The 26,067-nt window shown below is 50.8% G+C and carries 24 protein-coding genes, 1 tRNA gene and 4 pseudogenes; 14 read left to right on the top strand and 15 right to left on the bottom strand.

The genetic code is table 11. The features are described from left to right. Positions 1-143: 143 nt before the first annotated feature. Complete coding sequence (gene tolC, locus ACQGXV_RS07170) at positions 144-1,523, bottom strand: outer membrane channel protein TolC (RefSeq protein ID WP_440866026.1); 1,380 nt, start codon at positions 1,521-1,523, stop codon at positions 144-146. Between the two features lie 486 nt (positions 1,524-2,009). On the opposite strand from tolC, the gene nudF reads away from it, so the two are divergent. The 5 genes from nudF (at position 2,010) to parE (ending at position 6,537) form a co-directional block, all read left to right on the top strand. Further along, entirely contained in the window at positions 2,010-2,642 is a 633-nt protein-coding gene (gene nudF / locus ACQGXV_RS07165; RefSeq protein ID WP_440866025.1) for an ADP-ribose diphosphatase, read from the top strand. A 4-nt stretch (positions 2,643-2,646) separates the two neighbouring features. Next, positions 2,647-3,099 carry a DUF1249 family protein gene (locus ACQGXV_RS07160; protein WP_440866024.1) on the top strand — a complete coding sequence of 151 codons (453 nt, stop codon included), beginning with the start codon at positions 2,647-2,649 and terminating at the stop codon, positions 3,097-3,099. A gap of 16 nt (positions 3,100-3,115) precedes the next feature. Further along, positions 3,116-3,943 (top strand): 3',5'-cyclic-AMP phosphodiesterase, encoded by an 828-nt coding sequence (gene cpdA, locus ACQGXV_RS07155; protein ID WP_440866023.1) that lies wholly within the window; start codon positions 3,116-3,118, stop codon positions 3,941-3,943. Beyond that, positions 3,943-4,524, top strand: coding sequence for an esterase YqiA (yqiA, locus tag ACQGXV_RS07150; protein WP_440866022.1), 582 nt, complete (start codon positions 3,943-3,945; stop codon positions 4,522-4,524). Before cpdA ends, yqiA begins: the two co-directional genes overlap by 1 nt. A 117-nt stretch (positions 4,525-4,641) precedes the next feature. Further along, positions 4,642-6,537, top strand: a complete 1,896-nt coding sequence (gene parE, locus ACQGXV_RS07145; RefSeq protein WP_440866021.1) for a DNA topoisomerase IV subunit B — start codon at positions 4,642-4,644, stop codon at positions 6,535-6,537. Between the two features lie 5 nt (positions 6,538-6,542). On the opposite strand, the gene ACQGXV_RS07140 is transcribed toward parE, so the two are convergent. Then, positions 6,543-7,073 (bottom strand): GNAT family N-acetyltransferase, encoded by a 531-nt coding sequence (locus tag ACQGXV_RS07140; protein ID WP_440866020.1) that lies wholly within the window; start codon positions 7,071-7,073, stop codon positions 6,543-6,545. 120 nt (positions 7,074-7,193) lie between these two features. Here ACQGXV_RS07140 and ACQGXV_RS07135 point away from each other — a divergent pair, with 120 nt between their 5' ends. Then, complete coding sequence (locus ACQGXV_RS07135; RefSeq protein WP_440866019.1) at positions 7,194-8,255, top strand: LacI family DNA-binding transcriptional regulator; 1,062 nt, start codon at positions 7,194-7,196, stop codon at positions 8,253-8,255. A 42-nt stretch (positions 8,256-8,297) separates the two neighbouring features. Here the strand turns inward: ACQGXV_RS07135 and ACQGXV_RS07130 are convergent, their stop codons facing one another. From ACQGXV_RS07130 to ACQGXV_RS07115, 4 genes and pseudogenes are all read right to left on the bottom strand, one after another. Then, on the bottom strand, positions 8,298-8,783 hold the full coding sequence (locus ACQGXV_RS07130; protein WP_440866018.1) for a hypothetical protein: 486 nt from the start codon (positions 8,781-8,783) through the stop codon (positions 8,298-8,300). Positions 8,784-8,790: 7 nt separating this feature from the next. Next, positions 8,791-9,366 carry an MFS transporter gene (locus ACQGXV_RS07125; RefSeq protein ID WP_440866017.1) on the bottom strand — a complete coding sequence of 192 codons (576 nt, stop codon included), beginning with the start codon at positions 9,364-9,366 and terminating at the stop codon, positions 8,791-8,793. After that, positions 9,311-9,628, bottom strand: a pseudogene (locus ACQGXV_RS07120) (integrase core domain-containing protein); the annotation flags it as partial. The pseudogene ACQGXV_RS07120 and the gene ACQGXV_RS07125, both read right to left, overlap by 56 nt. Before the next feature lie 51 nt (positions 9,629-9,679). Continuing rightward, positions 9,680-9,883 (bottom strand): transposase family protein, encoded by a 204-nt coding sequence (locus ACQGXV_RS07115; RefSeq protein WP_440867312.1) that lies wholly within the window; start codon positions 9,881-9,883, stop codon positions 9,680-9,682. A gap of 63 nt (positions 9,884-9,946) precedes the next feature. Between ACQGXV_RS07115 and ACQGXV_RS07110 the strand changes: the two are divergent. After that, positions 9,947-10,264: pseudogene (locus tag ACQGXV_RS07110) on the top strand (transposase); the annotation flags it as partial. A 17-nt stretch (positions 10,265-10,281) separates the two neighbouring features. Here ACQGXV_RS07110 and ACQGXV_RS07105 read toward each other — a convergent pair. Both ACQGXV_RS07105 and ACQGXV_RS07100 read right to left on the bottom strand, forming a co-directional pair. Next, a complete protein-coding gene (locus ACQGXV_RS07105; protein ID WP_440862665.1) occupies positions 10,282-10,815 on the bottom strand; it encodes an IS630 family transposase in 534 nt (177 codons plus the stop codon). Further along, complete coding sequence (locus ACQGXV_RS07100) at positions 10,739-11,104, bottom strand: IS630 transposase-related protein (protein ID WP_440862584.1); 366 nt, start codon at positions 11,102-11,104, stop codon at positions 10,739-10,741. Before ACQGXV_RS07100 ends, ACQGXV_RS07105 begins: the two co-directional genes overlap by 77 nt. Positions 11,105-11,140: 36 nt before the next feature. Here ACQGXV_RS07100 and ACQGXV_RS07095 point away from each other — a divergent pair. Next, positions 11,141-11,752, top strand: a pseudogene (locus ACQGXV_RS07095) (IS5 family transposase); the annotation flags it as partial. A gap of 45 nt (positions 11,753-11,797) precedes the next feature. Here ACQGXV_RS07095 and ACQGXV_RS07090 read toward each other — a convergent pair. After that, positions 11,798-12,316, bottom strand: a complete 519-nt coding sequence (locus ACQGXV_RS07090; RefSeq protein ID WP_440866016.1) for a transposase family protein — start codon at positions 12,314-12,316, stop codon at positions 11,798-11,800. An 82-nt stretch (positions 12,317-12,398) separates the two neighbouring features. Here ACQGXV_RS07090 and ACQGXV_RS07085 point away from each other — a divergent pair, with 82 nt between their 5' ends. The 3 genes and pseudogenes from ACQGXV_RS07085 to ACQGXV_RS07075 all read left to right on the top strand — a co-directional run bounded on the left by ACQGXV_RS07085 (position 12,399) and on the right by ACQGXV_RS07075 (position 15,508). Further along, the gene (locus tag ACQGXV_RS07085; protein ID WP_440864956.1) at positions 12,399-13,322 is read left to right on the top strand and encodes an IS5 family transposase; all 924 of its coding nucleotides are present in this window, start codon (positions 12,399-12,401) and stop codon (positions 13,320-13,322) included. Between the two features lie 158 nt (positions 13,323-13,480). Beyond that, positions 13,481-14,524: pseudogene (locus ACQGXV_RS07080) on the top strand (IS256 family transposase); the annotation flags it as partial. 84 nt (positions 14,525-14,608) lie between these two features. Beyond that, positions 14,609-15,508: a transposase family protein gene (locus ACQGXV_RS07075; RefSeq protein ID WP_440862939.1), complete on the top strand. Its 900-nt coding sequence runs from the start codon at positions 14,609-14,611 to the stop codon at positions 15,506-15,508. Positions 15,509-15,611: 103 nt separating this feature from the next. Here the strand turns inward: ACQGXV_RS07075 and ACQGXV_RS07070 are convergent, their stop codons facing one another. Further along, positions 15,612-16,823 carry an IS256 family transposase gene (locus tag ACQGXV_RS07070; protein WP_440862551.1) on the bottom strand — a complete coding sequence of 404 codons (1,212 nt, stop codon included), beginning with the start codon at positions 16,821-16,823 and terminating at the stop codon, positions 15,612-15,614. A 355-nt stretch (positions 16,824-17,178) separates the two neighbouring features. On the opposite strand from ACQGXV_RS07070, the gene ACQGXV_RS07065 reads away from it, so the two are divergent. Both ACQGXV_RS07065 and istB read left to right on the top strand, forming a co-directional pair. Beyond that, complete coding sequence (locus ACQGXV_RS07065; RefSeq protein WP_440863763.1) at positions 17,179-17,778, top strand: transposase family protein; 600 nt, start codon at positions 17,179-17,181, stop codon at positions 17,776-17,778. An 82-nt stretch (positions 17,779-17,860) separates the two neighbouring features. After that, entirely contained in the window at positions 17,861-18,649 is a 789-nt protein-coding gene (istB, locus tag ACQGXV_RS07060; RefSeq protein WP_440865675.1) for an IS21-like element helper ATPase IstB, read from the top strand. An 824-nt stretch (positions 18,650-19,473) separates the two neighbouring features. Here istB and ACQGXV_RS07055 read toward each other — a convergent pair. From ACQGXV_RS07055 to rpsU, 4 genes are all read right to left on the bottom strand, one after another. Then, positions 19,474-19,549 (bottom strand) — tRNA-Ile (locus ACQGXV_RS07055). 158 nt (positions 19,550-19,707) lie between these two features. Further along, the gene (gene rpoD, locus ACQGXV_RS07050) at positions 19,708-21,549 is read right to left on the bottom strand and encodes an RNA polymerase sigma factor RpoD (RefSeq protein WP_440866015.1); all 1,842 of its coding nucleotides are present in this window, start codon (positions 21,547-21,549) and stop codon (positions 19,708-19,710) included. Between the two features lie 220 nt (positions 21,550-21,769). After that, a complete protein-coding gene (dnaG, locus tag ACQGXV_RS07045; protein ID WP_440866014.1) occupies positions 21,770-23,518 on the bottom strand; it encodes a DNA primase in 1,749 nt (582 codons plus the stop codon). Between the two features lie 137 nt (positions 23,519-23,655). Further along, complete coding sequence (gene rpsU, locus ACQGXV_RS07040; protein ID WP_001144069.1) at positions 23,656-23,871, bottom strand: 30S ribosomal protein S21; 216 nt, start codon at positions 23,869-23,871, stop codon at positions 23,656-23,658. 230 nt (positions 23,872-24,101) lie between these two features. Between rpsU and tsaD the strand changes: the two genes are divergently transcribed. Next, a complete protein-coding gene (gene tsaD, locus ACQGXV_RS07035; protein WP_440865759.1) occupies positions 24,102-25,115 on the top strand; it encodes a tRNA (adenosine(37)-N6)-threonylcarbamoyltransferase complex transferase subunit TsaD in 1,014 nt (337 codons plus the stop codon). Between the two features lie 64 nt (positions 25,116-25,179). On the opposite strand, the gene argR is transcribed toward tsaD, so the two are convergent. Continuing rightward, a complete protein-coding gene (gene argR / locus ACQGXV_RS07030; RefSeq protein ID WP_222159505.1) occupies positions 25,180-25,650 on the bottom strand; it encodes a transcriptional regulator ArgR in 471 nt (156 codons plus the stop codon). Positions 25,651-26,067: the final 417 nt, after the last annotated feature.

The following is a 26,067-nucleotide window of genomic DNA, read 5'->3' as shown; positions in this document are numbered from 1 at the left end:
ACGCCTGTCAGAACGCCTGCTCTTTACGTTGCTATACATTTTATTGCGTGCCTGGACGGCTTGGAATAAATCAGAGCCAAACAAAAAGGAGATACGCTGGGTATCTCCTTAAGGTCATTAACTGCCTGACGGGGACGACGTCATTAGCTGCGCGGTGCTTTCGGCTCCGGCGCGCTGTTGTCAGTAAAGACCGGTGACGTGGAAACGTCCTGGCCTAACGTGCCGTTCAGCGCCTGCAAGTCGTTTTCATTCAAGGTGCCCAACGCTGACTTGATGTTCAACTGGTTGATCAGGTAGTCGTAACGCGCGTTAGACAGCTGCTGCTTGGCGTTAAACAACGTGGTGGTGGCATCCAACACGTCGACAATGGTACGTGTACCGACCTGATAGCCCGCTTCCATCGCATCCAGAGAGCTTTGCGCTGATACTTCGGCCTGCTTATAAGCGTTGATGCTGCTGATCGAGGCAGAAATATTGTTAAACGAGGAACGCACGGTCTGCACCACGGAACGGTGTGCGCTTTCCAGTAGCTCGCTGGAACTGACGAAGCTGTGTTGCGCCTGTTTCACGCGTGAACTGGTGTCACCACCACTGTAGAGCGGCACGGTTAATGACAGGCCGATTTTGTTTTGGCCTGCATCGACCTCTGCCGCTGTCTTATTTGCACCAGAATTGCGCGTATTGCTGACACCGGAGGAAGCCGTCAGATCCAACGTTGGCATATGGCCGGTTTCCGCTGAGCGGATCTGCTCACGCGCCAGATCCTGGCTGAGTCGCGCGGACAACAGGCTCAGGTTATGGCTTTCCGCATCTTTCAGTAAGGTGGCGATCGCTCCCGGTTTCTCAGTAGAGAAACGGGTGATGTTCAACTCTGCCAGTTGCGGGTAGAAGTTGCCGCTGACCTGACGCAGATTTTCCAGCGCGTTATCCAACGTGTTGCGCGCAGACACTTCGTTGGCCAATACGCTGTCGTATTGGGCACGGGCGTTTTGTACGTCAGTGATAGCCACCAAGCCGACATTAAAGCGCTGGGTGGTTTGATCGAGCTGGCGGTAAATGGCCTGTTTCTGGGCGTTAACGTAGGAGAGCGCATCAATGGCGCGCAGCACGTTAAAATAAGCGGTAGCCGTATCCAGAATCAACGACTGTTGGGCCGTCTGGTAGGTCACATCTTGAATGCCCGCCTGCTTTTCTTGCAGCGTTAGGGCGCGCCATTTCGACATATCAAACAAGGTCTGGGTCAACTGCAAGGAACCGCTGGTAGCATTGCTGTTGACGCCGTCTTGAGAGCCGCGAAAGTTGTTGGTGTAACCGTAGTCAGCACCGAGTCCGAGTTGTGGCAACAGGGGGCTGCGCGCCTCGTTGATTTTCTCGAAAGCCGCATCACGGGTGGCTGCCGAGCTGCGCAAATCCGGGTTGGTGGTTTTTGCTTGTTGATAGACCTGTAACAGATTTTCCGCGTGACCCACGGCGCTAAAGCCGCTCAGGCTTAGACCAATAAGAAGAGGGAGCAATTTCTTCATGTGCATTCCTTGTTGTGCAGCTAAGGCAACGATGTAGCGGAGATAGCGTTGTCAAAAAACGAATCCGGCAGATTCTATCAGAATGTGCCAATAGGATAAGTTGGCTGAACGTGCCATCTTCCCCCTGACAGACCCCATTAGAGGGTTTAATTTGCTCTCAGACCCTAACGTTTGGTCAAATAGGTGTTCTATACCCGTCATACTTCAAGTTGCCTGTGTGTTGGCTGCGCGCGTTCACCCGAATCACTTACCTGAGTAAGCGCATCGGGATTAATGAATCTCATCCCTGAGATTCACCCTACGGGCCAGCGCAAGCGCTGTTCAAATTTGTTCCAGACAAATTTGTCACTCCCTTGCCGCCTTCATGCAACTCGAATTATTTAGGGTATATTAATCCAATTTATCACAAAGCATCGCAAGTATGATGTCCATCTTGATACATGAGACACGTCCAGGTACCTGCTGTTGCTCGCAAGGAGTTAAGGTATGGCTGTGTCTGTGTCCCATCCGGCGACTTTCCATAAAGACGATGTAGAAATTATTGCACGAGAGTCGCTGTACGAGGGTTTTTTTTCGCTGGAGCGCTACCGTTTTCGTCATCGGTTGTTTAACGGTGAGATGAGCGGCGAAGTCAGCAGGGAAATTTTGGAGCGTGGTCATGCAGTTGTGTTGCTGCCCTACGATCCGGTACGGGACGAGGTGGTGCTGATTGAACAGATCCGCATTGCCGCTTATGACACCAGCCCGAGTCCGTGGCTGTTTGAACTGGTGGCGGGCATGATTGAGCCGGGTGAGTCTCTGGAAGCGGTGGCGCGACGGGAAGCGCAGGAGGAAGCCGGTCTTAACGTCGGGCGCTGTAAACCGATTATCAACTATCTGGCGAGCCCGGGAGGCACCAGTGAGCGTCTGGCGGTAATGGTGGGCGAAGTGGATGCCCGTGCCGCACAGGGCATTCACGGTCTAGCCGAAGAGAATGAAGACATTCGGGTGCATGTTGTCAGCCGCGAACAGAGCTATGCCTGGGTGGAAAGTGGAATTATTGATAACGCGGCATCTGTCATTGCGCTGCAATGGTTGGCGTTGCACCATACGCAATTGAGACAGGCGTGGACGGAGTAAGCTGATGAAACGCTACACCCCGGATTTTCCGGCCATGATGCGGCTGTGCGAAATGAATTTCGCACAATTACGCCGTTTATTGCCGCGAAAGGATGAAGTCGGAGAAAGTGCGGTTTATCATGTAAATAATGCAAGCTATCGCTTAACGATAGTGGAATCCACGCGTTATACCTCATTGGTTGAAATCCAGCAGATTGCGCCTGCCGTCAGCTATTGGAGCCTGCCAACGTTGAGCGTGCGGCTTTACCACGACGCGCTGGTTGCGGAAGTGTGTGCCAGTCAGCAGATCTACCGTTTTAAAGCACGTTATGATTACCCGAATAAAAAATTACATCAACGTGATGAAAAGCATCAAATTAATCAGTTTCTTGCTGATTGGCTAAGGTACTGCCTGGCGTATGGTTTTACATCGGCACCGTTAAATTCCTATTCCAGTTTGTTAGACAGATTTCAGTAACCAAGGATACTATTTTTTGGAAAGTCTGCTGAAAGTTCCTGTGGCGAGTGGGGCCAGAATCAGGATTTTACAAATAACCGATACCCACTTGTTTGCTGGCGAGCACGAGACACTGCTCGGCGTGAACACATACCGTAGTTACCATGCCGTGCTGTCTGCTATTCAGGCGCAGGGGCAGGATGTTGACCTTATTGTGGCAACGGGAGATCTTGCTCAGGACCATTCGCAGGAGGCCTACCATCACTTCACGCGCGGCATTGCGCAGTTACCCGCGCCTTGCGTGTGGCTGCCGGGAAACCATGATTTCCAGCCTGCGATGGTGGATGTGCTGGCACAGGCTGGCATTGCGCCTTCCAAGCACGTGCTGTTGGGCGATGCCTGGCAGATTATTTTGTTAGACAGCCAGGTATTTGGCGTGCCCCACGGTGAGTTGAGTGAATATCAGCTCGAATGGCTGGAGCGCAGCCTGCTACGTTTTCCAGAGCGTCATACGCTGTTGCTGTTACATCACCATCCGCTGGCTTCAGGTTGTACCTGGCTCGATCAGCACAGCCTGAGTAACGCGCACCATCTGGACGCGGTGCTGGCGCGTTATTCGCAGGTGAAAAATGTGCTGTGTGGACATATTCATCAGGAGCTGGATCTTGACTGGAACGGACGCAGACTGATGGCGACGCCTTCCACCTGTGTGCAGTTCAAACCGCACTGCACCAATTTTACCATTGACGATGTCGGGCCCGGCTGGCGTTATTTGGATCTGTTATCGGACGGTTCGCTGGAGACGCGCGTTTACCGCCTGAACGGCAGTGAATTTTTGCCTGATATGGATTCGGACGGCTATTAATGCCTACGCTACTCTACCTTCACGGATTCAACAGCACGCCGAAATCGGCCAAAGCGACGGCGCTGGCCGCATGGTTGGCGCAGCATCACCCCCAGATAGAGATGCTGGTGCCGCAACTGCCGCCTTATCCGGCGGAGGCGGCCGAACTGTTGGAGTCGCTGGTGATGGAGCGCGCGGGGCATCCGATCGGCTTGGTGGGCTCATCGCTGGGCGGCTATTATGCCACATGGCTGTCGCAATGCTTTACCTTGCCCGCCGTCGTCGTCAATCCGGCGGTGAAACCCTTCGAACTGTTGCTGGGACATCTCGGCGAATATCGTAACCCCTATACAGGTGAAGAATATGTGCTAGAGTCTCGGCATATTTACGACCTGAAAGTGATGCAGATTGAATCACTCGAGGCGCCGGATTTACTGTGGTGTCTGCTCCAGACAGGGGATGAAGTGCTGGATTATCGGCAGGCTGTGGCGTATTACACGGCGTGTCGCCAGACGGTGGAATCGGGCGGGAACCACAGTTTTGTTGGGTTTGAACACCATTTTGACCCTATTGTGCGTTTCCTGGGATTGAGCGACGATTGATCCGTTCTGTACTGCACTGTCCTTACTGACACGGGCAACGACAACGCGCCGTCCGCGGACAGTGTATCCTCTCAGCGCCATTCCGTTTTACACATTTAAACAACGACTAACGCGAATATGAGTCAATCAAGTTATAACGCTGACGCCATTGAGGTGCTCAGCGGCTTAGAACCGGTGCGCCGCCGTCCGGGGATGTACACCGATACCACTCGCCCTAACCATTTGGGGCAGGAAGTGATTGATAACAGCGTCGATGAAGCGCTGGCGGGCCATGCGCGCCGTGTCGACGTGATCCTGCATGAAGATCAGTCACTTGAAGTGATTGACGATGGCCGTGGCATGCCCGTGGATATCCACCCGGAAGAAGGGGTGCCTGCTGTTGAGCTGATTCTGTGTCGCCTGCACGCTGGCGGGAAATTCTCCAACAAGAACTACCAGTTCTCCGGCGGTTTGCACGGCGTGGGCATCTCGGTGGTGAACGCGTTATCTTCACGCGTGGAAGTGACCGTGCGCCGCGATGGGCAGGTTTATGATATTGCCTTTGAAAACGGCGAAAAGGTGCAGGCGCTAACGGTGAGCGGAACCTGCGGACGACGCAACACCGGCACCCGTGTGCATTTCTGGCCGGATGCCAGCTTTTTTGACAGCCCGCGTTTTTCTGTCTCTCGCCTGACGCATTTATTGAAAGCTAAAGCGGTGCTGTGCCCCGGCGTGGAAATCACGTTTAAAGACAAGGTCAACAATACCGAACAGCGTTGGTGCTATCAGGATGGTCTGAACGACTACCTGTGCGAAGCGGTTAACGGTCTGCAGACGCTGCCGGAAAAACCGTTTATCGGCGCTATTGCTGGCGATACCGAGGCGGTGGACTGGGCGCTGCTGTGGCTGCCGGAAGGGGGCGAACTGCTGACGGAAAGTTACGTCAACCTGATCCCGACGGTGCAAGGCGGGACGCACGTTAACGGCCTGCGTCAGGGTTTACTCGATGCCATGCGTGAGTTTTGCGAATTCCGCAATATTCTGCCGCGCGGCGTGAAGCTCAGCGCGGAAGATATCTGGGAACGCTGTGCCTATGTGCTGTCGGTGAAGATGCAAGACCCGCAGTTTGCCGGGCAGACCAAAGAGCGCCTTTCTTCACGTCAGTGCGCCGCGTTTGTGTCTAGCGTGGTGAAGGATGCGTTTAGCCTGTGGCTGAACCAGAACGTGCAAGCGGCTGAAATGCTGGCCGAATTGGCAATTTCCAGCGCCCAACGCCGCATGCGCGCGGCTAAAAAAGTGGTGCGCAAAAAATTGACCAGCGGCCCGGCGTTACCGGGGAAACTGGCAGACTGCACCTCACAGGATTTGAATAAAACCGAACTGTTTCTGGTGGAAGGGGATTCTGCGGGCGGCTCGGCCAAGCAGGCGCGTGAGCGTGAGTTTCAGGCCATCATGCCGCTCAAGGGCAAGATCCTCAATACGTGGGAAGTCTCGTCTGATGAAGTGTTGGCGTCGCAGGAAGTGCATGACATCTCTGTCGCGATCGGAATGGATCCAGACAGCGACGATCTCAGCCAGTTGCGCTACGGTAAGATCTGTATTCTGGCGGATGCCGACTCGGACGGTTTGCACATCGCCACGCTGTTGTGTGCGCTATTTGTGCGCCATTTCCGCCCGTTGGTCGCGGGCGGCCATGTGTATGTCGCCATGCCGCCGCTCTACCGCATCGATCTGGGTAAAGAGGTGTTCTACGCGCTGGATGAAGAAGAAAAAGCCGGCGTACTGGAGCAACTGAAGCGCAAGAAGGGCATGCCTAACGTTCAGCGCTTTAAAGGGCTGGGAGAGATGAACCCGCTACAACTGCGCGAAACCACGCTTGATCCCAATACGCGCCGTCTGGTGCAGCTCACCATCAGTGAAGATAATGTGACCGAAACGCTGGCGATGATGGATATGCTGCTGGCGAAGAAACGCTCGGAAGATCGCCGCAACTGGCTGCAAGAGAAGGGCGATCGGGCGGATATTGAGGTGTGATGCGGCTATCGCGCGATCTTGTATAAACAGAACCGCTCCAGCGCATGACCCGCCGGTATTTTGGGATAAGTAAAGTCTTCACCGGTATTGGTCATGCCTGCCTTTATCATCACGCGCTGTGAAGCCATATGTTGCAGTGGGGTATAGGCGTAGACCTCTGGGGCGTCGAGATCTTCAAAGGCATAGCGAATGGCGCGTTTTGCCCCTTCCGTGGCATAGCCGTTTCCCCAATGCTGGGCCTGCAAGCGCCAGCCCGCTTCGATAAGCGGCGCATGAGGAATTCCGCTCTCCTCTGGCTGTTTATGCAAACCAATAAAGCCGATAAATTCGCCGCTTGATTTCAGTTCCGCGGCCCAGAAGCCCCAGCCCTTGTTGGCAATATGTCTGCTGATACGGCCGGCCTGCGCATCGCTTTGTTCTTGTGTCATCAGTTCAGGGAAATAACGCATCACCGTCGGGTCGGCATTCAATTGTGCAAAAATGGGGTAATATTGATCGCGCCATTGGCGCAGGATCAATCTTTCCGTCTCGATCATAGCGATTTTTCTCCTTATTCACGCTAAAGACTAACAAATCAATCTGAAAGACGCTGACAGGCTTCATGGCTTCACAGTAGAGTAAGTGTGCATCTTAATCCTTGACGACTGTGTAAGATTATGAAAAACAATCACGAAAAAGACTCGGCTGGCACAGAAAAACTTGACGGCGGTGCGCGCCGTGTACGGCTGGAAGATATCGCCGCGCGCTGTGGTACGTCGTTAAGCACTGTGTCTCGTGCGCTGAGCGGTGAAAAAGGGGTGAGTCAGGCTCTGCGCGCGCAGATACTGGAAGTGGCGCGGGCGGTGCGCTACAGCCCCGCCGTGGAAATGGGGGGCTCCCGTATCGTGCTGGCCGTCTCGCAGGTCGCGATGCTGGATTATCACCGTTATCAATTCAGTTGGTATGTGCTGCAAGGGCTGAAAGAGCGCGCCAAAGTGCTGGGACTGGATTTGGTGACCCACCCGCTGTCCGACAAGGGCACACAGGCGCTGACCGATCTGCTTAACCAGGAGGATATCGGCGGCATGCTGGCACTCACCGTCGACGATCCGGCGATTTTAGACGTTGTGGTAAACCTGAAAAAACCTGCGGTGCTGGTAAACAGCGAAGATCCACTGATGCGACTCTCCAGCGTGATGCCGTGTAACCGCTCGGCAACCCGGATGGCGGCTGACTATCTGGTGTCGCATGGGCATCGCGATATCCTGTTTTTGACCCATCCCGGCCGACGCACCATTGAACAACGGCATGAGGGCTGGCAGGAGTCGATGCGTTATTTTCAGCTGCCCTGCTCCGAACAGCAGGTGATCAGCGTGGCCGATTGGCTTCCCGAACTGGCTGAGCAGGCGGTGGTATCGTGGTTTCGCGAAAAAAAACGTACCTGTACCGCGATCCTGTGTGCCAATGACTCTTTGGAATTAGGGGCCATTAACGGGTTACAGCGCTTAGGTCTGGAGGTGCCAGGGGATATCTCGGTGGTGGGGATGAACGATTTGCCACAGGCCGAATTTGCATCGCCGCCGCTGACTACCGTGCATTTGCCAGTGCAGGAAATCGGTGTTATTGCGCTGGAACTGTTGCAGGACATTATTGCTGGCAACGTGACGATCCCCCGGCGTATCGAGTTGGCGTGTGCCATGGTCGAGCGTCAGTCAGTGGGCGTGTTAAACGCATCATGAGGGCATTTGCCCTCATGATGCGGTATCGCACTTGTTACGCGGTTATTTGAATTTCGCCCGTTCCATTGTAGGGATCAGCAGCAGGTAGATCACGCCCCAGGCGACCAGATAGGCCACAGAACTGATGGCGAACAGCGCCCAATAATTGCCTGATGCTTCGAGTACAGCACCGATCACCGTGGAGAAGATCACGCTGCCGATCATGCAAAAGGTGCTGCCGATGCCGACGACCGAACCCACCGCCGCGTTGGGGAACAGATCGGACACTGATGTCAGCAGGTTTGCAGACCAGCCCTGGTGTGCAGCAGCAGCCAACCCGACGAGGGCAACGGCCACCCACAGGCTTTCCACCTGCGTTGCGGCAAAAATCGGGATGACCGCACAGGCGCAAATCAACATGGTGGTTTTTCGCGCTTTCGCCGCGCTGAATCCCATATTCATCAGCTTGCCGGGCAACCAGCCTGCGCCCAGACTGCCGCCGATGGCAAACAGATAGATCATGATCAATGGCACACCCAATCCGGCCATATTGATATCACGGGTTTCGTTCAGCCATTTTGGCAGCCAGAACAGGAAGAACCACCAGATGGTGGTCGGTCAGCATCTTGCCCAGTGCAAAGGCCCAGAGTTGACGGTAGCGCAGCAGGTGCGTCCATTTGATGGATTCCACGCTGACGTGCTCTTCTTTGTCCTGACGGATCCAGGCCAGCTCTTCGGCAGAGGCTTTATCTTGCGGTTTGCCAAACAGGAAAAACCACGGGATAAGCCAGACAAAGCCCACCGCGCCAAGAATCAGAAACGCCCCGTGCCAGCCGTAATGAATGGCGATAAACGGAATCAAGGCGGGAGAGACCACCACGCCAAGGTTAACGGCGACGCCAAGAATCCCCGTAGCCAGCGTGCGCTCTTTCTTGGGGTGCCAGTCGGCGATGACTTTCATCGCTGCCGGGAAGTTGGCCGATTCCCCCAGTCCAAGGATGACGCGCACAATAGCAAAACCGACCACGGTGCCGACCGCAGCGTGCAACATGGCAGCGGCGCTCCAGATGTAGTGGTCAACTAAATTTGGCCACCCTACCTGACTGTTGATGGAACAGCCGTTCTGATTCATTTGGTGTTAACCCACCGTTATACCAGTGAGGTCTGACATCGCTATAATAATGGGTTATGTAGCGAATAATGGATGATTGAGCAGTACTAAAGCTTTGGTAGCCAGTCGTTGGCACCCATTCAGTCTTCAGACTACGGAAGAATCGCTCCATCGGACTATTATCCCAACAATTTCCTCTGCGACTCATACTTTGGGTCATCTGATAACGCCACAATGGCTGCCTATACTGACGACTGGTGTAATGGCTTCCTTGGTCACTATAAGCGTGTTGCTTAATAGTGAAATAAGGGTGTTTCGGTGATTGAAGTAAATTTTACGCTGTTCTGAGATGGAAATTCCAAAGACCGGCGCTAAGGAGTAAGAAGGTATCATCAATAAAGGGTCTACGATTCCGTAAAATTTGGGTCATGCAACCGAGGCGCTTGATACCCGCGATGGCGTGTTCAACTGTAATACGGATGCCCGAGATTATTTTATTTTCTTGTTTTTGTTCAGGCGATAAAGGGCTTTGTTGAATAAATCGAACTTTCAGGGGATCGCCGGATCAAAGCACTATCATCGCTCCCGATAGCAGCTCCCCATGGCAAAGCAAAAGTTTAAAATCACCAACTGGCCCACCTACAACAAAGCACTCAGACAACGCGGCTCCCTGACGGTCTGGCTTGATGAGTCGGCCATCGCTGCATGGACTGACAGTGCTTCGCCTGAAGGTCGTGGTCGGCCGCTTTACTACACCGATATGGCTGTTACCACGGTTTTGATGATAAAGCGCGTGTTTAACCTGTCGCTCCGGGCATTACAGGGCTTTGTCGACTCGGTTTTTACACTGATGAGCCTGCCACTGCGCTGCCCGGACTACTCTCTGGTCAGTCGGCGGGCAAAAACCGTCAGTATAGCCAAGCGACTTAATTTTGATTACACCATATGGACTGAGAACAAACTCTCTGTATCGCAACCCATCTCTCTTTTTTTGCTTTTTGCTTGTGCCCATTTATGCTCAATTGGGTTAAGATCTGGCGAATATGTAGGCAAATACTCCACCATATACCCTGCATCGATGATGACTTGTTGAATATTATGTTTTTTGTGAAAAGTGGCATTGTCCATCATGATTACACTGTTTTTAGGGAGTACTGGGATAAGGACTTGTGTGACCCAGGCATAGAAAACATCGCTGTTAATATTGATATCAAATAATCCGATAGCAAACAGCGTTGTGCCTAATAAAGCGCCGATAACATTTGTTCTTCCCCTAGCTCCCCAGTTCTTCAGGCCAAAACACCGTTGACCTTTTGGGGAATAGCCGTGAGTCCGTGGGGCATCGTGTGAAAAACCACTTTCATCAATAAAAACAATAGGTTTACCTTCTTTTTCATACTGTTGTTTTTTTTGTTGAAATCCCTGCCGGGCGTTTTCGTCGGCTTTCGGATGACGTAGAGTTTTTTTTATAGGTCAATCCCAGCTTTTTAAGCGCTTGCCAAATGGCCTTCTGACAAACGCCAAAACGCTCTGCACGTTCTTTTTGGTAAGCATCTGGATATTGTTCAACATCTTTTATCAACTCGGATTTATCGATCTTTCGCTGACGCGTGGTCGATGCTTTTGACTCTATTTGATTAATCCAACGCGATACAGAGGCAGGGCCAATCCGAAATTGCTTCGCTGTTTCTCGGATACTCAACCCTTCGTTTTTCCGTGTAGATATCACTTTACGTCTAAAATCAATTGAATAGCTCATTTAAATAATGTAATCAAAATTAAGTCGTTTAGCTATATCAGCATAAAAACGCCAACGCGTGGTGAAATCTCGCATCTGGTCATCGACAGTACCGGTCTGAAGGTCTTTGGCGAAGGTGAATGGAAAGTCAGGCAGCATGGGGCTGACAGACGAAGAGTGTGGCGCAAGCTTCATCTGGCAGCAGACAGTGCGACGCATGAGATTATCTGTGCCGACTTATCGCTCAGCGGAACGACAGATGCGCAGGCACTGCCGGGCCTGATTAGCCAAACCCACCGAAAAATCAGGGAAGTGTCAGCAGACGGTGCTTATGACGCCCGTTACTGCCACGATGCGTTGCTAAGAAAGAAAATCAGGCCCCTTATCCCGCCGCGAAGCGGAGCCAAATACTGGCCGGACAAGTACCATGAACGTAACCATGCGGTGGCGAATCAGCGTCTGAGCGGGAGTAATGATATGTGGAAAAAGAAAGTGGGTTATCACCGGCGTTCAGTGGCAGAAACAGCGATGTTCCGCATAAAAACTTTGCTGGGTGGCCATCTGAGCCTGCGTGACTATGAGGCTCAAGTAGGTGAAGCCATAGCGATGGTCAAAGCGCTGAACCGTATGACGTTGTTGGGTATGCCACACAGCGTCAGGATAGGATAACAGGTGTAGCAGAGGGAGTCATCCTGTCGGCTAATTCTGATTTATTCAACAAAGCCGCGATAAAGGTCTTTTTCGAGTTCCTTTTTTTGGGATTTGTGTATTAGGATGCTGTTTATCTATACCTTGAAAACCGGTATCTGCCCAGATGGTTACCTCAGGAGGAATATGGCGAATTATATCGACTTTATCGAGTAAGCGTTTATCGTGACGGCGCCCATTTTTGCTCATGGGGATAAATCCAATTTGCCTTGTTTCGTCAGTCATAATAAGCCCTTTTCGAGTGGTCTGTCTTTTCTTTCCCGAATACATTTTTTTTCGCCGACGCAGATTCTTAGGCTTTTGGACAGGTCGCTCTGTCCCATCAATAAAGACGTCTTTAACTCCAGGAAAGGCGCGAAAAAATTCCTCAGCAGAGCGAATTTGACGAGCGGGCAAAACACATTCTCGCCCCAAGGTCATCTCTAAAACCGGCAATAATATTTTTACCCAGCGACATACCCGTGTTCTATCTAAACCAAAAAGAAGTCCTTGCAAATCATAGGTCGGATAACATTTTAAATACAATAAAATGGCTTTGTTGAATAAATCGAACTTTCAGGGGATCGCCGGATCAAAGCACTATCATCGCTCCCGATAGCAGCTCCCCATGGCAAAGCAAAAGTTTAAAATCACCAACTGGCCCACCTACAACAAAGCACTCAGACAACGCGGCTCCCTGACGGTCTGGCTTGATGAGTCGGCCATCGCTGCATGGACTGACAGTTCTTCGCCTCAAGGTCGTGGTCGGCCGCTTTACTACACCGATATGGCTGTTACCACGGTTTTGATGATAAAGCGCGTGTTTAACCTGTCGCTCCGGGCATTACAGGGCTTTGTCGACTCGGTTTTTACACTGATGAGCCTGCCACTGCGCTGCCCGGACTACTCTCTGGTCAGTAGGCGGGCAAAAACCGTCAGTATCAGCATAAAAACGCCAACGCGTGGTGAAATCTCGCATCTGGTCATCGACAGTACCGGTCTGAAGGTCTTTGGCGAAGGTGAATGGAAAGTCAGGCAGCATGGGGCTGACAGACGAAGAGTGTGGCGCAAGCTTCATCTGGCAGCAGACAGTGCGACGCATGAGATTATCTGTGCCGACTTATCGCTCAGCGGAACGACAGATGCGCAGGCACTGCCGGGCCTGATTAACCAAACCCACCGAAAAATCAGGCAAGTGTCAGCAGACGGTGCTTATGACGCCCGTTACTGCCACGATGCGTTGCTAAGAAAGAAAATCAGGCCCCTTATCCCGCCGCGAAGCGGAGCCAAATACTGGCCGGACAAGTACCATGAACGTAACCATGCGGTGGCGAATCAGCGTCTGAGCGGGAGTAATGATATGTGGAAAAAGAAAGTGGGTTATCACCGGCGTTCAGTGGCAGAAACAGCGATGTTCCGCATAAAAACTTTGCTGGGTGGCCATCTGAGCCTGCGTGACTATGAGGCTCAAGTAGGTGAAGCCATAGCGATGGTCAAAGCGCTGAACCGTATGACGTTGTTGGGTATGCCACACAGCGTCAGGATAGGATAACAGGTGTAGCAGAGGGAGTCATCCTGTCGGCTAATTCTGATTTATTCAACAAAGCCCAATAAAATAAAAAGCAGTGTATCTAATGGGGTTGGGATAAAGAGACTGTAAAATAATCTGTGTAAATGGCATTTTGAGGAAAACCTTCAAAGGATAACAAAATGCCTATCAGCAACGAACTTATTGACCAACTGCTTCAAGATTGTCACTCCCCTCAGGATCTGCTGGGTGAATCAGGCCTACTCAAGGTGCTGACTAAAAGACTGGCGGAACGGGTTCTTGAAGCTGAGATGGAGATGCACCTTGGGTATGCTAAGCATGACCCGGCTGGTAATCATTCAGGCAACTCACGCAATGGCAAGACATCCAAGAGCGTACGTAGCCAAAATGGGGAGATCGAGCTCGATATTCCGCGCGACCGCAACAGTACCTTCGAGCCGACACTGATCGGTAAGCACGAAAAACAGCTTAACGGCTTCGATGACCGCATTATTTCTCTCTATTCCAGAGGGTTATCAACCCGTGATATTCAGGCACACTTTAAAGAAGTCTACGGGGTCGATGTTTCCGCTGGCTTCATTTCTCAAGTGACCAATGCTGTGATGGATGAAGTTAAGCGCTGGCAGCAACGGCCGCTGGATGCGCTTTATCCCATTGTTTACCTTGACTGTATTGTTGTCAAAAGCCAGGACGGCGGAGCCGTGGCCAACAAGTCTGTTTATCTGGCCCTCGGCGTCAACGGCCAGGGCGAAAAAGAGCTGCTGGGGCTATGGATAGCCAAAACTGAGGGGGCCAAGTTCTGGTTATCTGTGATGACAGAACTGAAAAATCGTGGGCTAAAGGACATCTTCGTCGCCTGCTGCGATGGCCTGAAAGGCTTTCCTGATGCCATTGAAGCTGTTTACCCGCATACGCGGGTACAGCTCTGCATTGTGCATCAGGTGCGGAACTCGCTGCGCTACGTCGGCTGGAAAGAGCGTAAGGCCGTTGCTGCTGACCTGCGCACCATCTATAGTTCCGCAACGCTAGAGGGCGCTGAAGAGGCCCTGGATGCCTTCGCGGCCAAATGGGATGAACAGTTCCCGACGATCAGCCCGTCGTGGAGAAATAATTGGGAACGTCTCATCGTCATTTTTGACTTTCCGCCGGAGATCCGCAAGGTTATCTACACCACCAACGCGATAGAGTCGTTAAATGCTTCATTAAACTAGTTGCTGAATAGAGACTTGCATTTTTTGTCAGGCTATTGAGAATAAAAAGAGGTTTAACTTAGAGAATAAAGGTTTGAAATGATCAACAAAGAGCGGTTGTTACGAGATAATCGTTTATGTAAAGCAATCATTGGATTATCAGTCGAAGAATTGAAAAATTTAGCCGCTGAATTTTCAGCTTGTTATTTGATTTATCGGAAAAAGAATCGAAAAGATCACGAGCGGCAGATGGGTGCAGGGCAGAAAGGATTTATCCCAACCCCATTAGATAAACTGCTTTTTATTTTATTGTATTTAAAATGTTATCCGACCTATGATTTGCAAGGACTTCTTTTTGGTTTAGATAGAACACGGGTATGTCGCTGGGTAAAAATATTATTGCCGGTTTTAGAGATGACCTTGGGGCGAGAATGTGTTTTGCCCGCTCGTCAAATTCGCTCTGCTGAGGAATTTTTTCGCGCCTTTCCTGGAGTTAAAGACGTCTTTATTGATGGGACAGAGCGACCTGTCCAAAAGCCTAAGAATCTGCGTCGGCGAAAAAAAATGTATTCGGGAAAGAAAAGACAGACCACTCGAAAAGGGCTTATTATGACTGACGAAACAAGGCAAATTGGATTTATCCCCATGAGCAAAAATGGGCGCCGTCACGATAAACGCTTACTCGATAAAGTCGATATAATTCGCCATATTCCTCCTGAGGTAACCATCTGGGCAGATACCGGTTTTCAAGGTATAGATAAACAGCATCCTAATACACAAATCCCAAAAAAAGGAACTCGAAAAAGACCTTTATCGCCTGAACAAAAACAAGAAAATAAAATAATCTCGGGCATCCGTATTACAGTTGAACACGCCATCGCGGGTATCAAGCGCCTCGGTTGCATGACCCAAATTTTACGGAATCGTAGACCCTTTATTGATGATACCTTCTTACTCCTTAGCGCCGGTCTTTGGAATTTCCATCTCAGAACAGCATAAAATTTACTTCAATCACCGAAACACCCTTATTTCACTATTAAGCAACACGCTTATTGCGCAAGATAAGAGTCTGTAAAGAATTTTGTGTAAATGGCTCCATTGCTTAACCGGAGATTCGTTCTCCATACATCAACATGAATTGGCTCATAGCAGGTTTCCAGTCTCTGATTGGCAAGGTCCATTTAGCAGAGATATTATGCAAGGCTAGATAGAGTAATTTTATCACCGAGTCATCCGTTGGAAATATTCGTCGCGTTTTCGTTATCTTGCGCAATGAAGCATTTAACGACTCTATCGCGTTGGTGGTGTAGATAACCTTGCGGATCTCCGGCGGAAAGTCAAAAATGACGATGAGACGTTCCCAATTATTTCTCCACGACGGGCTGATCGTCGGGAACTGTTCATCCCATTTGGCCGCGAAGGCATCCAGGGCCTCTTCAGCGCCCTCTAGCGTTGCGGAACTATAGATGGTGCGCAGGTCAGCAGCAACGGCCTTACGCTCTTTCCAGCCGACGTAGCGCAGCGAGTTCCGCACCTGATGCACAATGCAGAGCTGTACCCGCGTATGCGGGTAAACAGCTTCAATGGCATCAGGAAAGCCTTTCAGGCCATCGCAGCAGGCGACGAAGATGTCCTTTAGCCCACGATTTTTCAGTTCTGTCATCACAGATAACCAGAACTTGGCCCCCTCAGTTTTGGCTATCCATAGCCCCAGCAGCTCTTTTTCGCCCTGGCCGTTGACGCCGAGGGCCAGATAAACAGACTTGTTGGCCACGGCTCCGCCGTCCTGGCTTTTGACAACAATACAGTCAAGGTAAACAATGGGATAAAGCGCATCCAGCGGCCGTTGCTGCCAGCGCTTAACTTCATCCATCACAGCATTGGTCACTTGAGAAATGAAGCCAGCGGAAACATCGACCCCGTAGACTTCTTTAAAGTGTGCCTGAATATCACGGGTTGATAACCCTCTGGAATAGAGAGAAATAATGCGGTCATCGAAGCCGTTAAGCTGTTTTTCGTGCTTACCGATCAGTGTCGGCTCGAAGGTACTGTTGCGGTCGCGCGGAATATCGAGCTCGATCTCCCCATTTTGGCTACGTACGCTCTTGGATGTCTTGCCATTGCGTGAGTTGCCTGAATGATTACCAGCCGGGTCATGCTTAGCATACCCAAGGTGCATCTCCATCTCAGCTTCAAGAACCCGTTCCGCCAGTCTTTTAGTCAGCACCTTGAGTAGGCCTGATTCACCCAGCAGATCCTGAGGGGAGTGACAATCTTGAAGCAGTTGGTCAATAAGTTCGTTGCTGATAGGCATTTTGTTATCCTTTGAAGGTTTTCCTCAAAATGCCATTTACACAGATTATTTTACAGTCTCTATTTTATTGTATTTAAAATGTTATCCGACCTATGATTTGCAAGGACTTCTTTTTGGTTTAGATAGAACACGGGTATGTCGCTGGGGGCTTTGTTGAATAATTTAACCGTTTGATTTACATCTTCTTTAGTTAGAATGCATTTACAGAGAATGTATTTTGTTAGAACGACAAATCAAATAGTTAGCACAATAAAAAGCATTCCGAGAGGAAAAATTAGTCGTTGAAATTTTATAATGCTTATATAAATCAGTATCTTAAATTATTCAACAAAGCCGTCGCTGGGTAAAAATATTATTGCCGGTTTTAGAGATGACCTTGGGGCGAGAATGTGTTTTGCCCGCTCGTCAAATTCGCTCTGCTGAGGAATTTTTTCGCGCCTTTCCTGGAGTTAAAGACGTCTTTATTGATGGGACAGAGCGACCTGTCCAAAAGCCTAAGAATCTGCGTCGGCGAAAAAAAATGTATTCGGGAAAGAAAAGACAGACCACTCGAAAAGGGCTTATTATGACTGACGAAACAAGGCAAATTGGATTTATCCCCATGAGCAAAAATGGGCGCCGTCACGATAAACGCTTACTCGATAAAGTCGATATAATTCGCCATATTCCTCCTGAGGTAACCATCTGGGCAGATACCGGTTTTCAAGGTATAGATAAACAGCATCCTAATACACAAATCCCAAAAAAAGGAACTCGAAAAAGACCTTTATCGCCTGAACAAAAACAAGAAAATAAAATAATCTCGGGCATCCGTATTACAGTTGAACACGCCATCGCGGGTATCAAGCGCCTCGGTTGCATGACCCAAATTTTACGGAATCGTAGACCCTTTATTGATGATACCTTCTTACTCCTTAGCGCCGGTCTTTGGAATTTCCATCTCAGAACAGCGTAAAATTTACTTCAATCACCGAAACACCCTTATTTCACTATTAAGCAACACGCTTTACGTATCAGGCGCTACTGGAGGTAGAAGCATGAACCTCCAGCATGATCGTATCGCAGCGCTCTGCGAGCAGCTTAAGCTCGATAGATTACCGGCTGAGTGGCCCGCCGTTGCTCAGACGACGATCGACAGCAACGGCACTCATGCCGACTTCCTTGAAGCTGCTTTACAGCTTCAGCATGATGGGCTGAACGAACGGCGCCGGCAGACTATTTTGCGTTTATCAGGCCTACCGGTGATCAAGACGCTGGAGCAGTTTGATTTCGCCTTTGCGAGTGGCGTACCTCGCAGTCATATCCAGGAGTTGGCCGGGCTGGCGTTTATCGAGCGTCAGGAGAACCTGGTCTTGCTGGGTCCGTCCGGGGTAGGTAAAACGCACCTGGCGACAGCACTCGGCTACAGAGCCGCGATGGCCGGAATGAGTATTCGGTTCGTCACAGCCGCAGATCTGATGCTACAGCTGCTCGCATCACATCGTCAGGGGGAGTTAAAAAGCTATCTTAATCGCGTTGTGGGTAAGCCTAAGTTGTTGATCATAGATGAGGTTGGCTACCTTCCCTTCGGTAAAATGGAAGCCAATCTGTTCTTCCAGGTTATCGCTAAACGGTATGAGTCAGGCAGCGTGGTCCTGACCAGCAACCTGCCGTTTACCCAGTGGTCGGGGACATTCGGAGATGATGAAACGCTGACGGCGGCGATGCTGGATCGGCTGCTTCACCATGCGCATATCGCGCAAATCAGCGGTCAAAGCTATCGACTGAAAGATAAGCTGAAAAGCGGTCAGATCCAGAAGAAAACTAAAGCAGCTACGCTCGAGTAATTCAAAGGGGGTGGGTCAGTTTTACTTTGGCAGGGTGGTTCAGAATTCAATCGGTATTGACAACCCAGCCTGGTAGGCTTCTGGTCGAGATATCGTTTGTCAACCGAGTAGCACTCGCGAGAAAGTGCTGTCTCAATCTCCGGAATAACGCTTTCATCATATTTCGACGAGCTTGCGATCAGGAATACCGTTCCCTTTTGAACGGAACAACCTTTTCGTTTATGTGTTTCAGTCGGAGGAGATGTTTTCTTCATAATGGTCTGTGGGATGGGCGCACATCCGGACAGAAAAAGCACGGGGATTGTGATTTCTTTCGATACCCTGTTTTTCATCCGAATCATTTTTTTCCTTTTTAACAATAGGGTTAATCCTGTTTAAATTACGTTGACATCTGCTGAGCGGTGGACGGTCATATAAGGGGCTCTGCTTTAATTATCTGACAAAGGAGCGACCATTATGCTTACGCTCTTTTCAACACCGGGTAACAAGCGATCTATTTACCGTCACTGCCAGCGTTTTTTGGAACAGGGATATTTTTCAGTTTGAAGGATAGCTTATGGAGCCATGAATATTTTTATCAAACTGATAAGTAATGGCTTTTTGTGGGTCAGGTTAAATGGAAAGGTCTGTAGGAAAGGATTTTCTTTTCAGTGAATGAGAGAGAAAGCTATTTAGGCAGATGGTTTAATACAGACAAAGTGCTGAAATTCTCGGCTGGCTGCAAGTGGGCTTTTTGGGGAGACAAAAAGGAGACACTAGCCACAAGCAACAAAAAAGCCACCTCGCAAGAAGTGGCTTAATCATCTGATTTATCAGCTAAATTTTGGTGGCCCCTGTTGGGTTTGAACCAACGACCAAGCGATTATGAGTCGCCTGCTCTAACCACTGAGCTAAGGGGCCATGTGGGCGTGAATTATACGGTAACATGGCGGGGCAGGTCTAGAGCAACGTTGCCCATGTGCTGGTTTTGTATGCAGTCTAGTCCATTGTTATCGTTATAATTACCATAAAAAAACCCTCAATGTTGAGGGCTTTTTCCTATTTCCATTTAGATGCTGTTAATCATCCAGGAAGCTGCGCAACACTTCGGAGCGGCTTGGGTGACGCAGCTTGCGTAGCGCCTTGGCTTCAATCTGACGAATACGTTCACGTGTAACGTCAAACTGTTTGCCCACCTCTTCCAGCGTGTGGTCGGTGTTCATGTCGATACCAAAACGCATACGCAGTACTTTGGCTTCGCGCGCGGTCAGGCCAGCCAGCACATCGTGGGTGGCTGAACGCAGGCTCTCTGACGTTGCAGAGTCCAGCGGCAGCTCCAGCGTGGTATCTTCGATGAAGTCGCCCAGATGTGAATCTTCATCATCACCGATCGGCGTTTCCATGGAGATCGGCTCTTTAGCGATCTTCAGCACCTTGCGGATCTTGTCTTCCGGCATCAGCATGCGTTCGGCAAGTTCCTCTGGCGTCGGCTCACGGCCCATTTCCTGCAACATCTGACGCGAAATGCGGTTCAGCTTGTTAATCGTTTCGATCATGTGGACGGGAATACGGATAGTCCGCGCCTGATCGGCGATAGAGCGGGTGATCGCCTGACGGATCCACCAGGTGGCATAAGTAGAAAACTTATAGCCACGACGGTATTCAAACTTGTCTACCGCTTTCATCAGACCGATGTTACCTTCCTGAATCAGATCCAGGAATTGCAGACCGCGGTTGGTGTACTTCTTGGCGATAGAAATGACCAGACGCAGGTTCGCCTCGACCATCTCTTTCTTGGCGCGGCGTGCCTTGGCTTCACCGATCGACATGCGACGGTTGATGTCTTTCACCTGCTCGATAGTCAAGCCGGTTTCTTCTTCGATCTGATGCAGTTTCTGCAAGCTGCGCTGCAAGTCTTCTTCCACTTCAACCAGCTTCTCGCTCCAGGGCTTGTTCATGGCCTTGGCGGCGGAGAACCAGGTGTCATTGGTTTCGTTACCGGTGAACAGCGTGACGAAGTTTTTCTTCGGCATTTTGCACTGTTCAACGCACAGTTTCATGATCAAACGCTCTTGCGTGCGAACGCGATCCATCATGGTGCGCATGCTGTTGACCAGGAAATCGAACTGTTTCGGCACCAAACGGAACTGCTTGAAAATGTCAGAGAGCTTCAGGATCTCTTCCGCGGCCTTAGCGTGGTTACGGCCATGGGCTTTGATCGTTTGACGCGTGACTTCGTACTGTTCACGCAGCTCGGTAAATTTCTGACGTGCCAGCTCTGCATCGATGCTGTTGTCTTCTTCCGCATCGTCGTCGTCTTCGCTCTCTTCGTCATCATCATCGTCCATCTCTTCGCTGGACAATTCAGAGCCGACGTGGGTTGCGGTAGGCGCAAGATCTTCTTCGGCGTTGGGATCGACAAACCCGGTGATCAGATCGGAGAGGCGGCTTTCTTCGGCCTCGACGCGATCGTATTGTTCCAACAGATAAGTGATCGCTTCAGGATATTCGGCAACAGAGCACTGAACCTGGTTGATACCGTCTTCGATCCGCTTGGCGATGTCGATTTCACCTTCGCGGGTGAGCAGCTCAACGGTGCCCATTTCACGCATGTACATGCGCACCGGGTCGGTAGTACGCCCAATTTCGGACTCTACGCTTGAGAGCACCTGAGCAGCGGCTTCTGCGGCATCTTCATCGGTGTCAGATGTTGTTTCTGCCAACAGCAGGTCATCCGCATCCGGTGCTTCTTCCATCACCTGGATGCCCATGTCATTAATCATCTGGATGATGTCTTCGATCTGATCGGAATCGATGATATCTTCCGGCAGATGGTCATTGACCTCAGCATAGGTCAGGTAGCCTTGCTCCTTACCACGGGTGACAAGTAGCTTCAGCTGTGACTGCGGGTTTTGCTCCATAAGACGGTATCCACACTTCAGAGTATTAGGTTGGTGTCGGTCGGCATAATTATACCGGTCATCTTTCACGATGCAGGTGCCTTTCGCTCGCCTGGTCGTTGAAAGCTATTGGGTATAGCCAACAATAACATTCGGGGTATTTCTTCTTCTCGCCGCAGCCCCTTCTAGCGGCTTTGGCAGGGCTTCACCCTGCTGGTTATCGGCAATTAAGCCTCTGTAATCAGTTCTTTCTTGTAAGCGCCTGGTTCAGCATGTGCACTTCGTTACGTTCTTCTGCGGTCAATCCCCGCAAACGTGACTGCGCTATCAATGCTTCCAGTCGCTCCTCTAACATATGGTTATATAGGGTAGTCAAGGTATCGATAAACGTCTCTTCTACCTTGTCCTCAACGATCATGTGGTTCCAGGTTGCCATGGTTTCAAGCTGTGGGCCTGATTTATTCTCCCGGTAAAACTCCAGAAGCTGCCCTGCGGTCAGACCGGGTTGCGCCTGACAGGTTTTCACCAGCTCAATAAACAGCTGCACGCCAGCCATCTTTGATGATGCCAGCCCATCAGGTGCCGTCACCAATGCTGCCAACTGCGGATTTTGTACCAACAACCCTATTAGTATACGTATGGTTGTGCGTTTTAGTTGGGGCGGCTGGTAGGGCTGCGCCTGTTCTGCCGTTTTTGGCAGCAGTTTATCCAGTTGGCGATCGTCAAGAATCCCCAGTTTGTTGCCGAGCTGTTGACGTAGATACAGACGCAGGGTTTCTCCCGGCACCTGACCAATCAACGGCAATGCATCTCTTCCGAGCTTGGTTCTGCCCTCTGGAGAGCTCATATCCACTTGCTGTTGCAGGGTATCAAACAAGAACGTGGAGAGCGGCAGCGCCTGCTCCATTCTCTGTTCAAACGCTTGTTTACCCTCTTTACGCACCAGAGTATCCGGATCCTCCCCGTAAGGGAGAAACATAAAGCGCAACTGACGACCATCATTCAAATAGGGTAGCGCCGTTTCCAAGGCGCGCCAGGCGGCATCTCGGCCTGCGCGGTCACCGTCATAGCAGCAAATCACCTGATCGGTAACGCGGAACATCATTTGAATATGGTCTGCCGTCGTGGCAGTGCCCAGTGACGCGACGGCATAATCAATACCGAATTGCGCCAGCGCCACCACGTCCATATAACCTTCAACCACAAGAAGGCGTTTTAGTTCCGTGTTATTTTGTTGCGCTTCGTAAAGGCCATACAATTGGCGGCCTTTATGAAAAATTTCAGTTTCCGGCGAGTTCAGGTATTTGGGCAATCCGTCTCCCAGCACGCGTCCGCCAAAGGCGATAACACGGCCGCGTTTATCGCGGATCGGGAACATGACGCGCTCACGGAAGCGGTCATAGGTACGCCCTTGCTCATTTTTAACCAGCATTCCCGCATCGCTCAGGGTTTCACGATCTTCATCGTGACGACCAAAGCGCTTTAACACGTTGTCCCAGCCCGCCGGGGCGAAGCCAATAGCAAAATGGCTAATCACTTCCGCACTCAGGCCGCGTTGTGTCAGATAACCTTGGGCGGCGGCGGCCGTTGGCTGGTTTAACGCCTGCTGATAAAACTCGCTCAGTTGTCCCATCAGTTCATACAGGCTTTGACGCTGATGGCGCTCAAGCGCTGTGGTGCCAGTGCCGGATTCATAAGGCACTTCCAGACTGTGCATGGATGCCAATTCTTCGATACTTTCAACGAACTCCAGGCGATCGTAGTTCATTAAAAAATCGATGGCATTGCCGTGCGCGCCACAACCGAAACAATGGTAAAACTGCTTATCACCGTTTACGGTGAAAGACGGGGTTTTCTCATGGTGAAACGGACAGCACGCGTGGAAGTTCTTGCCCTGCTTCTTGAGCTTCACGCGCGCGTCGATCAAATCGACGATATCAGTGCGTGCCAGCAGGTCATTGATAAAGACGCGTGGGATTCGTCCAGCCATAAGCCCCTATTTTTAATACAAATAAACGATAGCTTATAAACGACAGCAGGCCGCGCTTCCTTTCGGAAAGCACGGCCTTCGTATGCAACTGCTAAGTCTGCGGATTAATCACGCGGTGGAGGCCAGGCCTCCAGAAATTAATAAAGACGAGTGCGGCGTGCGTTTTCTCGAGCCAGTTTCTTCGCGTGACGTTTCACCGCAGAAGCTTTAGCGCGTTTACGTTCGGTTGTCGGTTTTTCATAGAACTCACGACGACGAACTTCAGCCAGAACACCCGCTTTTTCACAGGAACGTTTGAAGCGACGCAGCGCTACATCGAACGGCTCGTTTTCACGTACTTTAATTACCGGCATGTGCCTCTCACCTTAATAATTCGGTATGTGCTGGCCTTGTGCCAGCCTTTTCAAAATGGTGCCAAATTCTACTGCAAACGTGATGCGCTTGTAAAGCATTGCGGCGATCATAAAACACCCAACGCGCACGCAGAGCAGAAAATCCAAACAGTTAATGGTAGACTATCTGTTGTATGAAGCAAGTGGCAAGTGGATGTCGGCTTGCGTGGCAACGAACGTTAGGTAGAACGATGCGCATATTGGGTATTGAAACCTCCTGTGATGAAACCGGGGTGGCGATTTATGACACGGATGCCGGGTTATTGGCTAACCAACTGTATAGCCAAGTAAAATTACATGCTGATTATGGTGGTGTCGTGCCGGAACTGGCCTCGCGCGATCACGTGCGTAAAACTGTTCCCCTGATTCAGGCTGCACTAAAAGAGGCAACGCTGTCCGCATCGGACATCGATGGTGTGGCCTACACCGCCGGCCCTGGGCTGGTGGGCGCACTGCTGGTCGGTGCGACGGTTGGGCGCGCGTTGGCGTTTGCCTGGGGCGTGCCGGCGATTCCGGTTCACCACATGGAAGGGCATTTGCTGGCCCCAATGCTGGAGGATAATCCGCCGGAATTTCCCTTTGTGGCGCTCTTGGTCTCTGGCGGTCACACGCAGTTAATCAGCGTCACTGGTATCGGTGAGTACCGCTTGCTGGGAGAGTCTGTTGACGATGCAGCCGGTGAAGCCTTTGATAAAACGGCAAAGCTGCTGGGACTGGACTACCCAGGAGGCCCGATGTTGTCCAAACTGGCACAGGGTGGAGATGCCTCACGTTTTACCTTTCCTCGCCCAATGACCGACAGACAAGGGTTGGATTTTAGCTTTTCCGGTTTGAAAACCTTTGCCGCCAATACCATTCGTGCCAATGGCAACGATGATCAAACCCGTGCTGATATTGCGCGCGCGTTCGAAGATGCGGTGGTTGATACGTTAGCGATAAAATGTCGCCGAGCGTTGGATGATACTGGCTTTAAACGTCTGGTGATGGCCGGTGGAGTCAGTGCTAACCGCACACTGCGCGCTCGCCTGACAGAGATTATGGCCAAACGGGGTGGGGCGGTGTTTTATGCGCGGCCTGAGTTTTGTACCGATAATGGCGCGATGATTGCGTATGCGGGCAGTGTGAGGCTGTTGCACAACGAAACTCAGGAGCTAGGCGTGAGCGTGCGTCCACGTTGGCCATTGGCGGAGTTGCCTGCCGTTTGATCCAGTCCCACGCCAGATACCCTTATCTGGCGTGCGTCACTGCATCTGCACCCTTCGCGGGTCACTACAGTTCTTGTTCGAACAGCGCTAAAATAGCGTCGAACAGCTGTTTAACGCTAAAGCCGCGCGCTGGCGTGGTGAAAATGGTGTCATCCCCGGCAATAGTGCCCAGAATCCCCTCCGATTTCCCCAGTGAATCCAGCAAACGGGCAATCAACTGCGCAGCGCCCGGGCTGGTGTGAATAACCACAACCGCATCGTTATAATCGACATCCAGCACCAGATTTTTCAGCGGACTGGTGGTGGTGGGCACCCCCAGTTCTGCTGGCAGGCAATAGACCATCTCCATTTTGGCATTGCGCGTGCGCACCGCACCAAACTTGGTCAGCATACGTGATACTTTCGATTGGTTTATATTTTCAAAACCGTCGTCTTGTAACGCCAATACGATCTCGCTTTGAGAACTAAACTTCTCTTCCTTTAACAGCGCCTTGAACGCCTTGACCAAATCTTCCTGTTTCGTGGAGTTACGCATTCTGCACCGTTTGTTGTGATCGTTGATGCGTGCATTATGCAGTTGGGTGAATTTTTATGCAATATGGGCGCTTAAAGAAGTGGCTAGACATGTTTCAGTACGATAACCGCACTAAAATGTTTAAATGGCGTGGTTGATGAAAAAAAAACGTGTGTTTAGTCACATAAAAGTAAATCAAATGTTATCAGAATGAGGTTGTTTACTGGCTGCGGTTCGGTGTAATGTAGCCGCCATCGTACTCAACGTGATGAGCGCTGCATTATTTACTCACTTACTTATAACTTTACTTACCTTACAAATCACCCGACAGATTTTGATTTATTATTAATTACATAGTTTTTTCTTTTTCATGACCTGATATCGAGGTCTCGGCATGGCCGGCATCCGCGCCGTAAGCCGTTTAAACCTCCTGATTTT

This window comes from Symbiopectobacterium purcellii, assembly GCF_052050035.1.
In the GTDB taxonomy this organism is placed as follows: domain Bacteria; phylum Pseudomonadota; class Gammaproteobacteria; order Enterobacterales; family Enterobacteriaceae; genus Symbiopectobacterium; species Symbiopectobacterium purcellii_A.
This window is presented reverse-complemented; position numbering and strand designations above follow the sequence as displayed.

Bases quoted from the DNA above. Each gene is read 5' to 3' on its own strand.
- tolC (WP_440866026.1), bottom strand. From the start codon at position 1,523: ATGAAGAAATTGCTCCCTCTTCTTATTGGTCTAAGCCTGAGCGGCTTT.
- nudF (WP_440866025.1), top strand. From the start codon at position 2,010: ATGGCTGTGTCTGTGTCCCATCCGGCGACTTTCCATAAAGACGATGTA.
- ACQGXV_RS07160 (WP_440866024.1), top strand. From the start codon at position 2,647: ATGAAACGCTACACCCCGGATTTTCCGGCCATGATGCGGCTGTGCGAA.
- yqiA (WP_440866022.1), top strand. From the start codon at position 3,943: ATGCCTACGCTACTCTACCTTCACGGATTCAACAGCACGCCGAAATCG.
- parE (WP_440866021.1), top strand. From the start codon at position 4,642: ATGAGTCAATCAAGTTATAACGCTGACGCCATTGAGGTGCTCAGCGGC.
- ACQGXV_RS07140 (WP_440866020.1), bottom strand. From the start codon at position 7,073: ATGATCGAGACGGAAAGATTGATCCTGCGCCAATGGCGCGATCAATAT.
- ACQGXV_RS07135 (WP_440866019.1), top strand. From the start codon at position 7,194: ATGAAAAACAATCACGAAAAAGACTCGGCTGGCACAGAAAAACTTGAC.
- ACQGXV_RS07130 (WP_440866018.1), bottom strand. From the start codon at position 8,783: ATGGCCGGATTGGGTGTGCCATTGATCATGATCTATCTGTTTGCCATC.
- ACQGXV_RS07125 (WP_440866017.1), bottom strand. From the start codon at position 9,366: ATGAATCAGAACGGCTGTTCCATCAACAGTCAGGTAGGGTGGCCAAAT.
- ACQGXV_RS07100 (WP_440862584.1), bottom strand. From the start codon at position 11,104: ATGAGCTATTCAATTGATTTTAGACGTAAAGTGATATCTACACGGAAA.
- ACQGXV_RS07085 (WP_440864956.1), top strand. From the start codon at position 12,399: ATGGCAAAGCAAAAGTTTAAAATCACCAACTGGCCCACCTACAACAAA.
- ACQGXV_RS07075 (WP_440862939.1), top strand. From the start codon at position 14,609: ATGATCAACAAAGAGCGGTTGTTACGAGATAATCGTTTATGTAAAGCA.
- ACQGXV_RS07070 (WP_440862551.1), bottom strand. From the start codon at position 16,823: ATGCCTATCAGCAACGAACTTATTGACCAACTGCTTCAAGATTGTCAC.
- istB (WP_440865675.1), top strand. From the start codon at position 17,861: ATGAACCTCCAGCATGATCGTATCGCAGCGCTCTGCGAGCAGCTTAAG.
- rpoD (WP_440866015.1), bottom strand. From the start codon at position 21,549: ATGGAGCAAAACCCGCAGTCACAGCTGAAGCTACTTGTCACCCGTGGT.
- dnaG (WP_440866014.1), bottom strand. From the start codon at position 23,518: ATGGCTGGACGAATCCCACGCGTCTTTATCAATGACCTGCTGGCACGC.
- rpsU (WP_001144069.1), bottom strand. From the start codon at position 23,871: ATGCCGGTAATTAAAGTACGTGAAAACGAGCCGTTCGATGTAGCGCTG.
- tsaD (WP_440865759.1), top strand. From the start codon at position 24,102: ATGCGCATATTGGGTATTGAAACCTCCTGTGATGAAACCGGGGTGGCG.
- argR (WP_222159505.1), bottom strand. From the start codon at position 25,650: ATGCGTAACTCCACGAAACAGGAAGATTTGGTCAAGGCGTTCAAGGCG.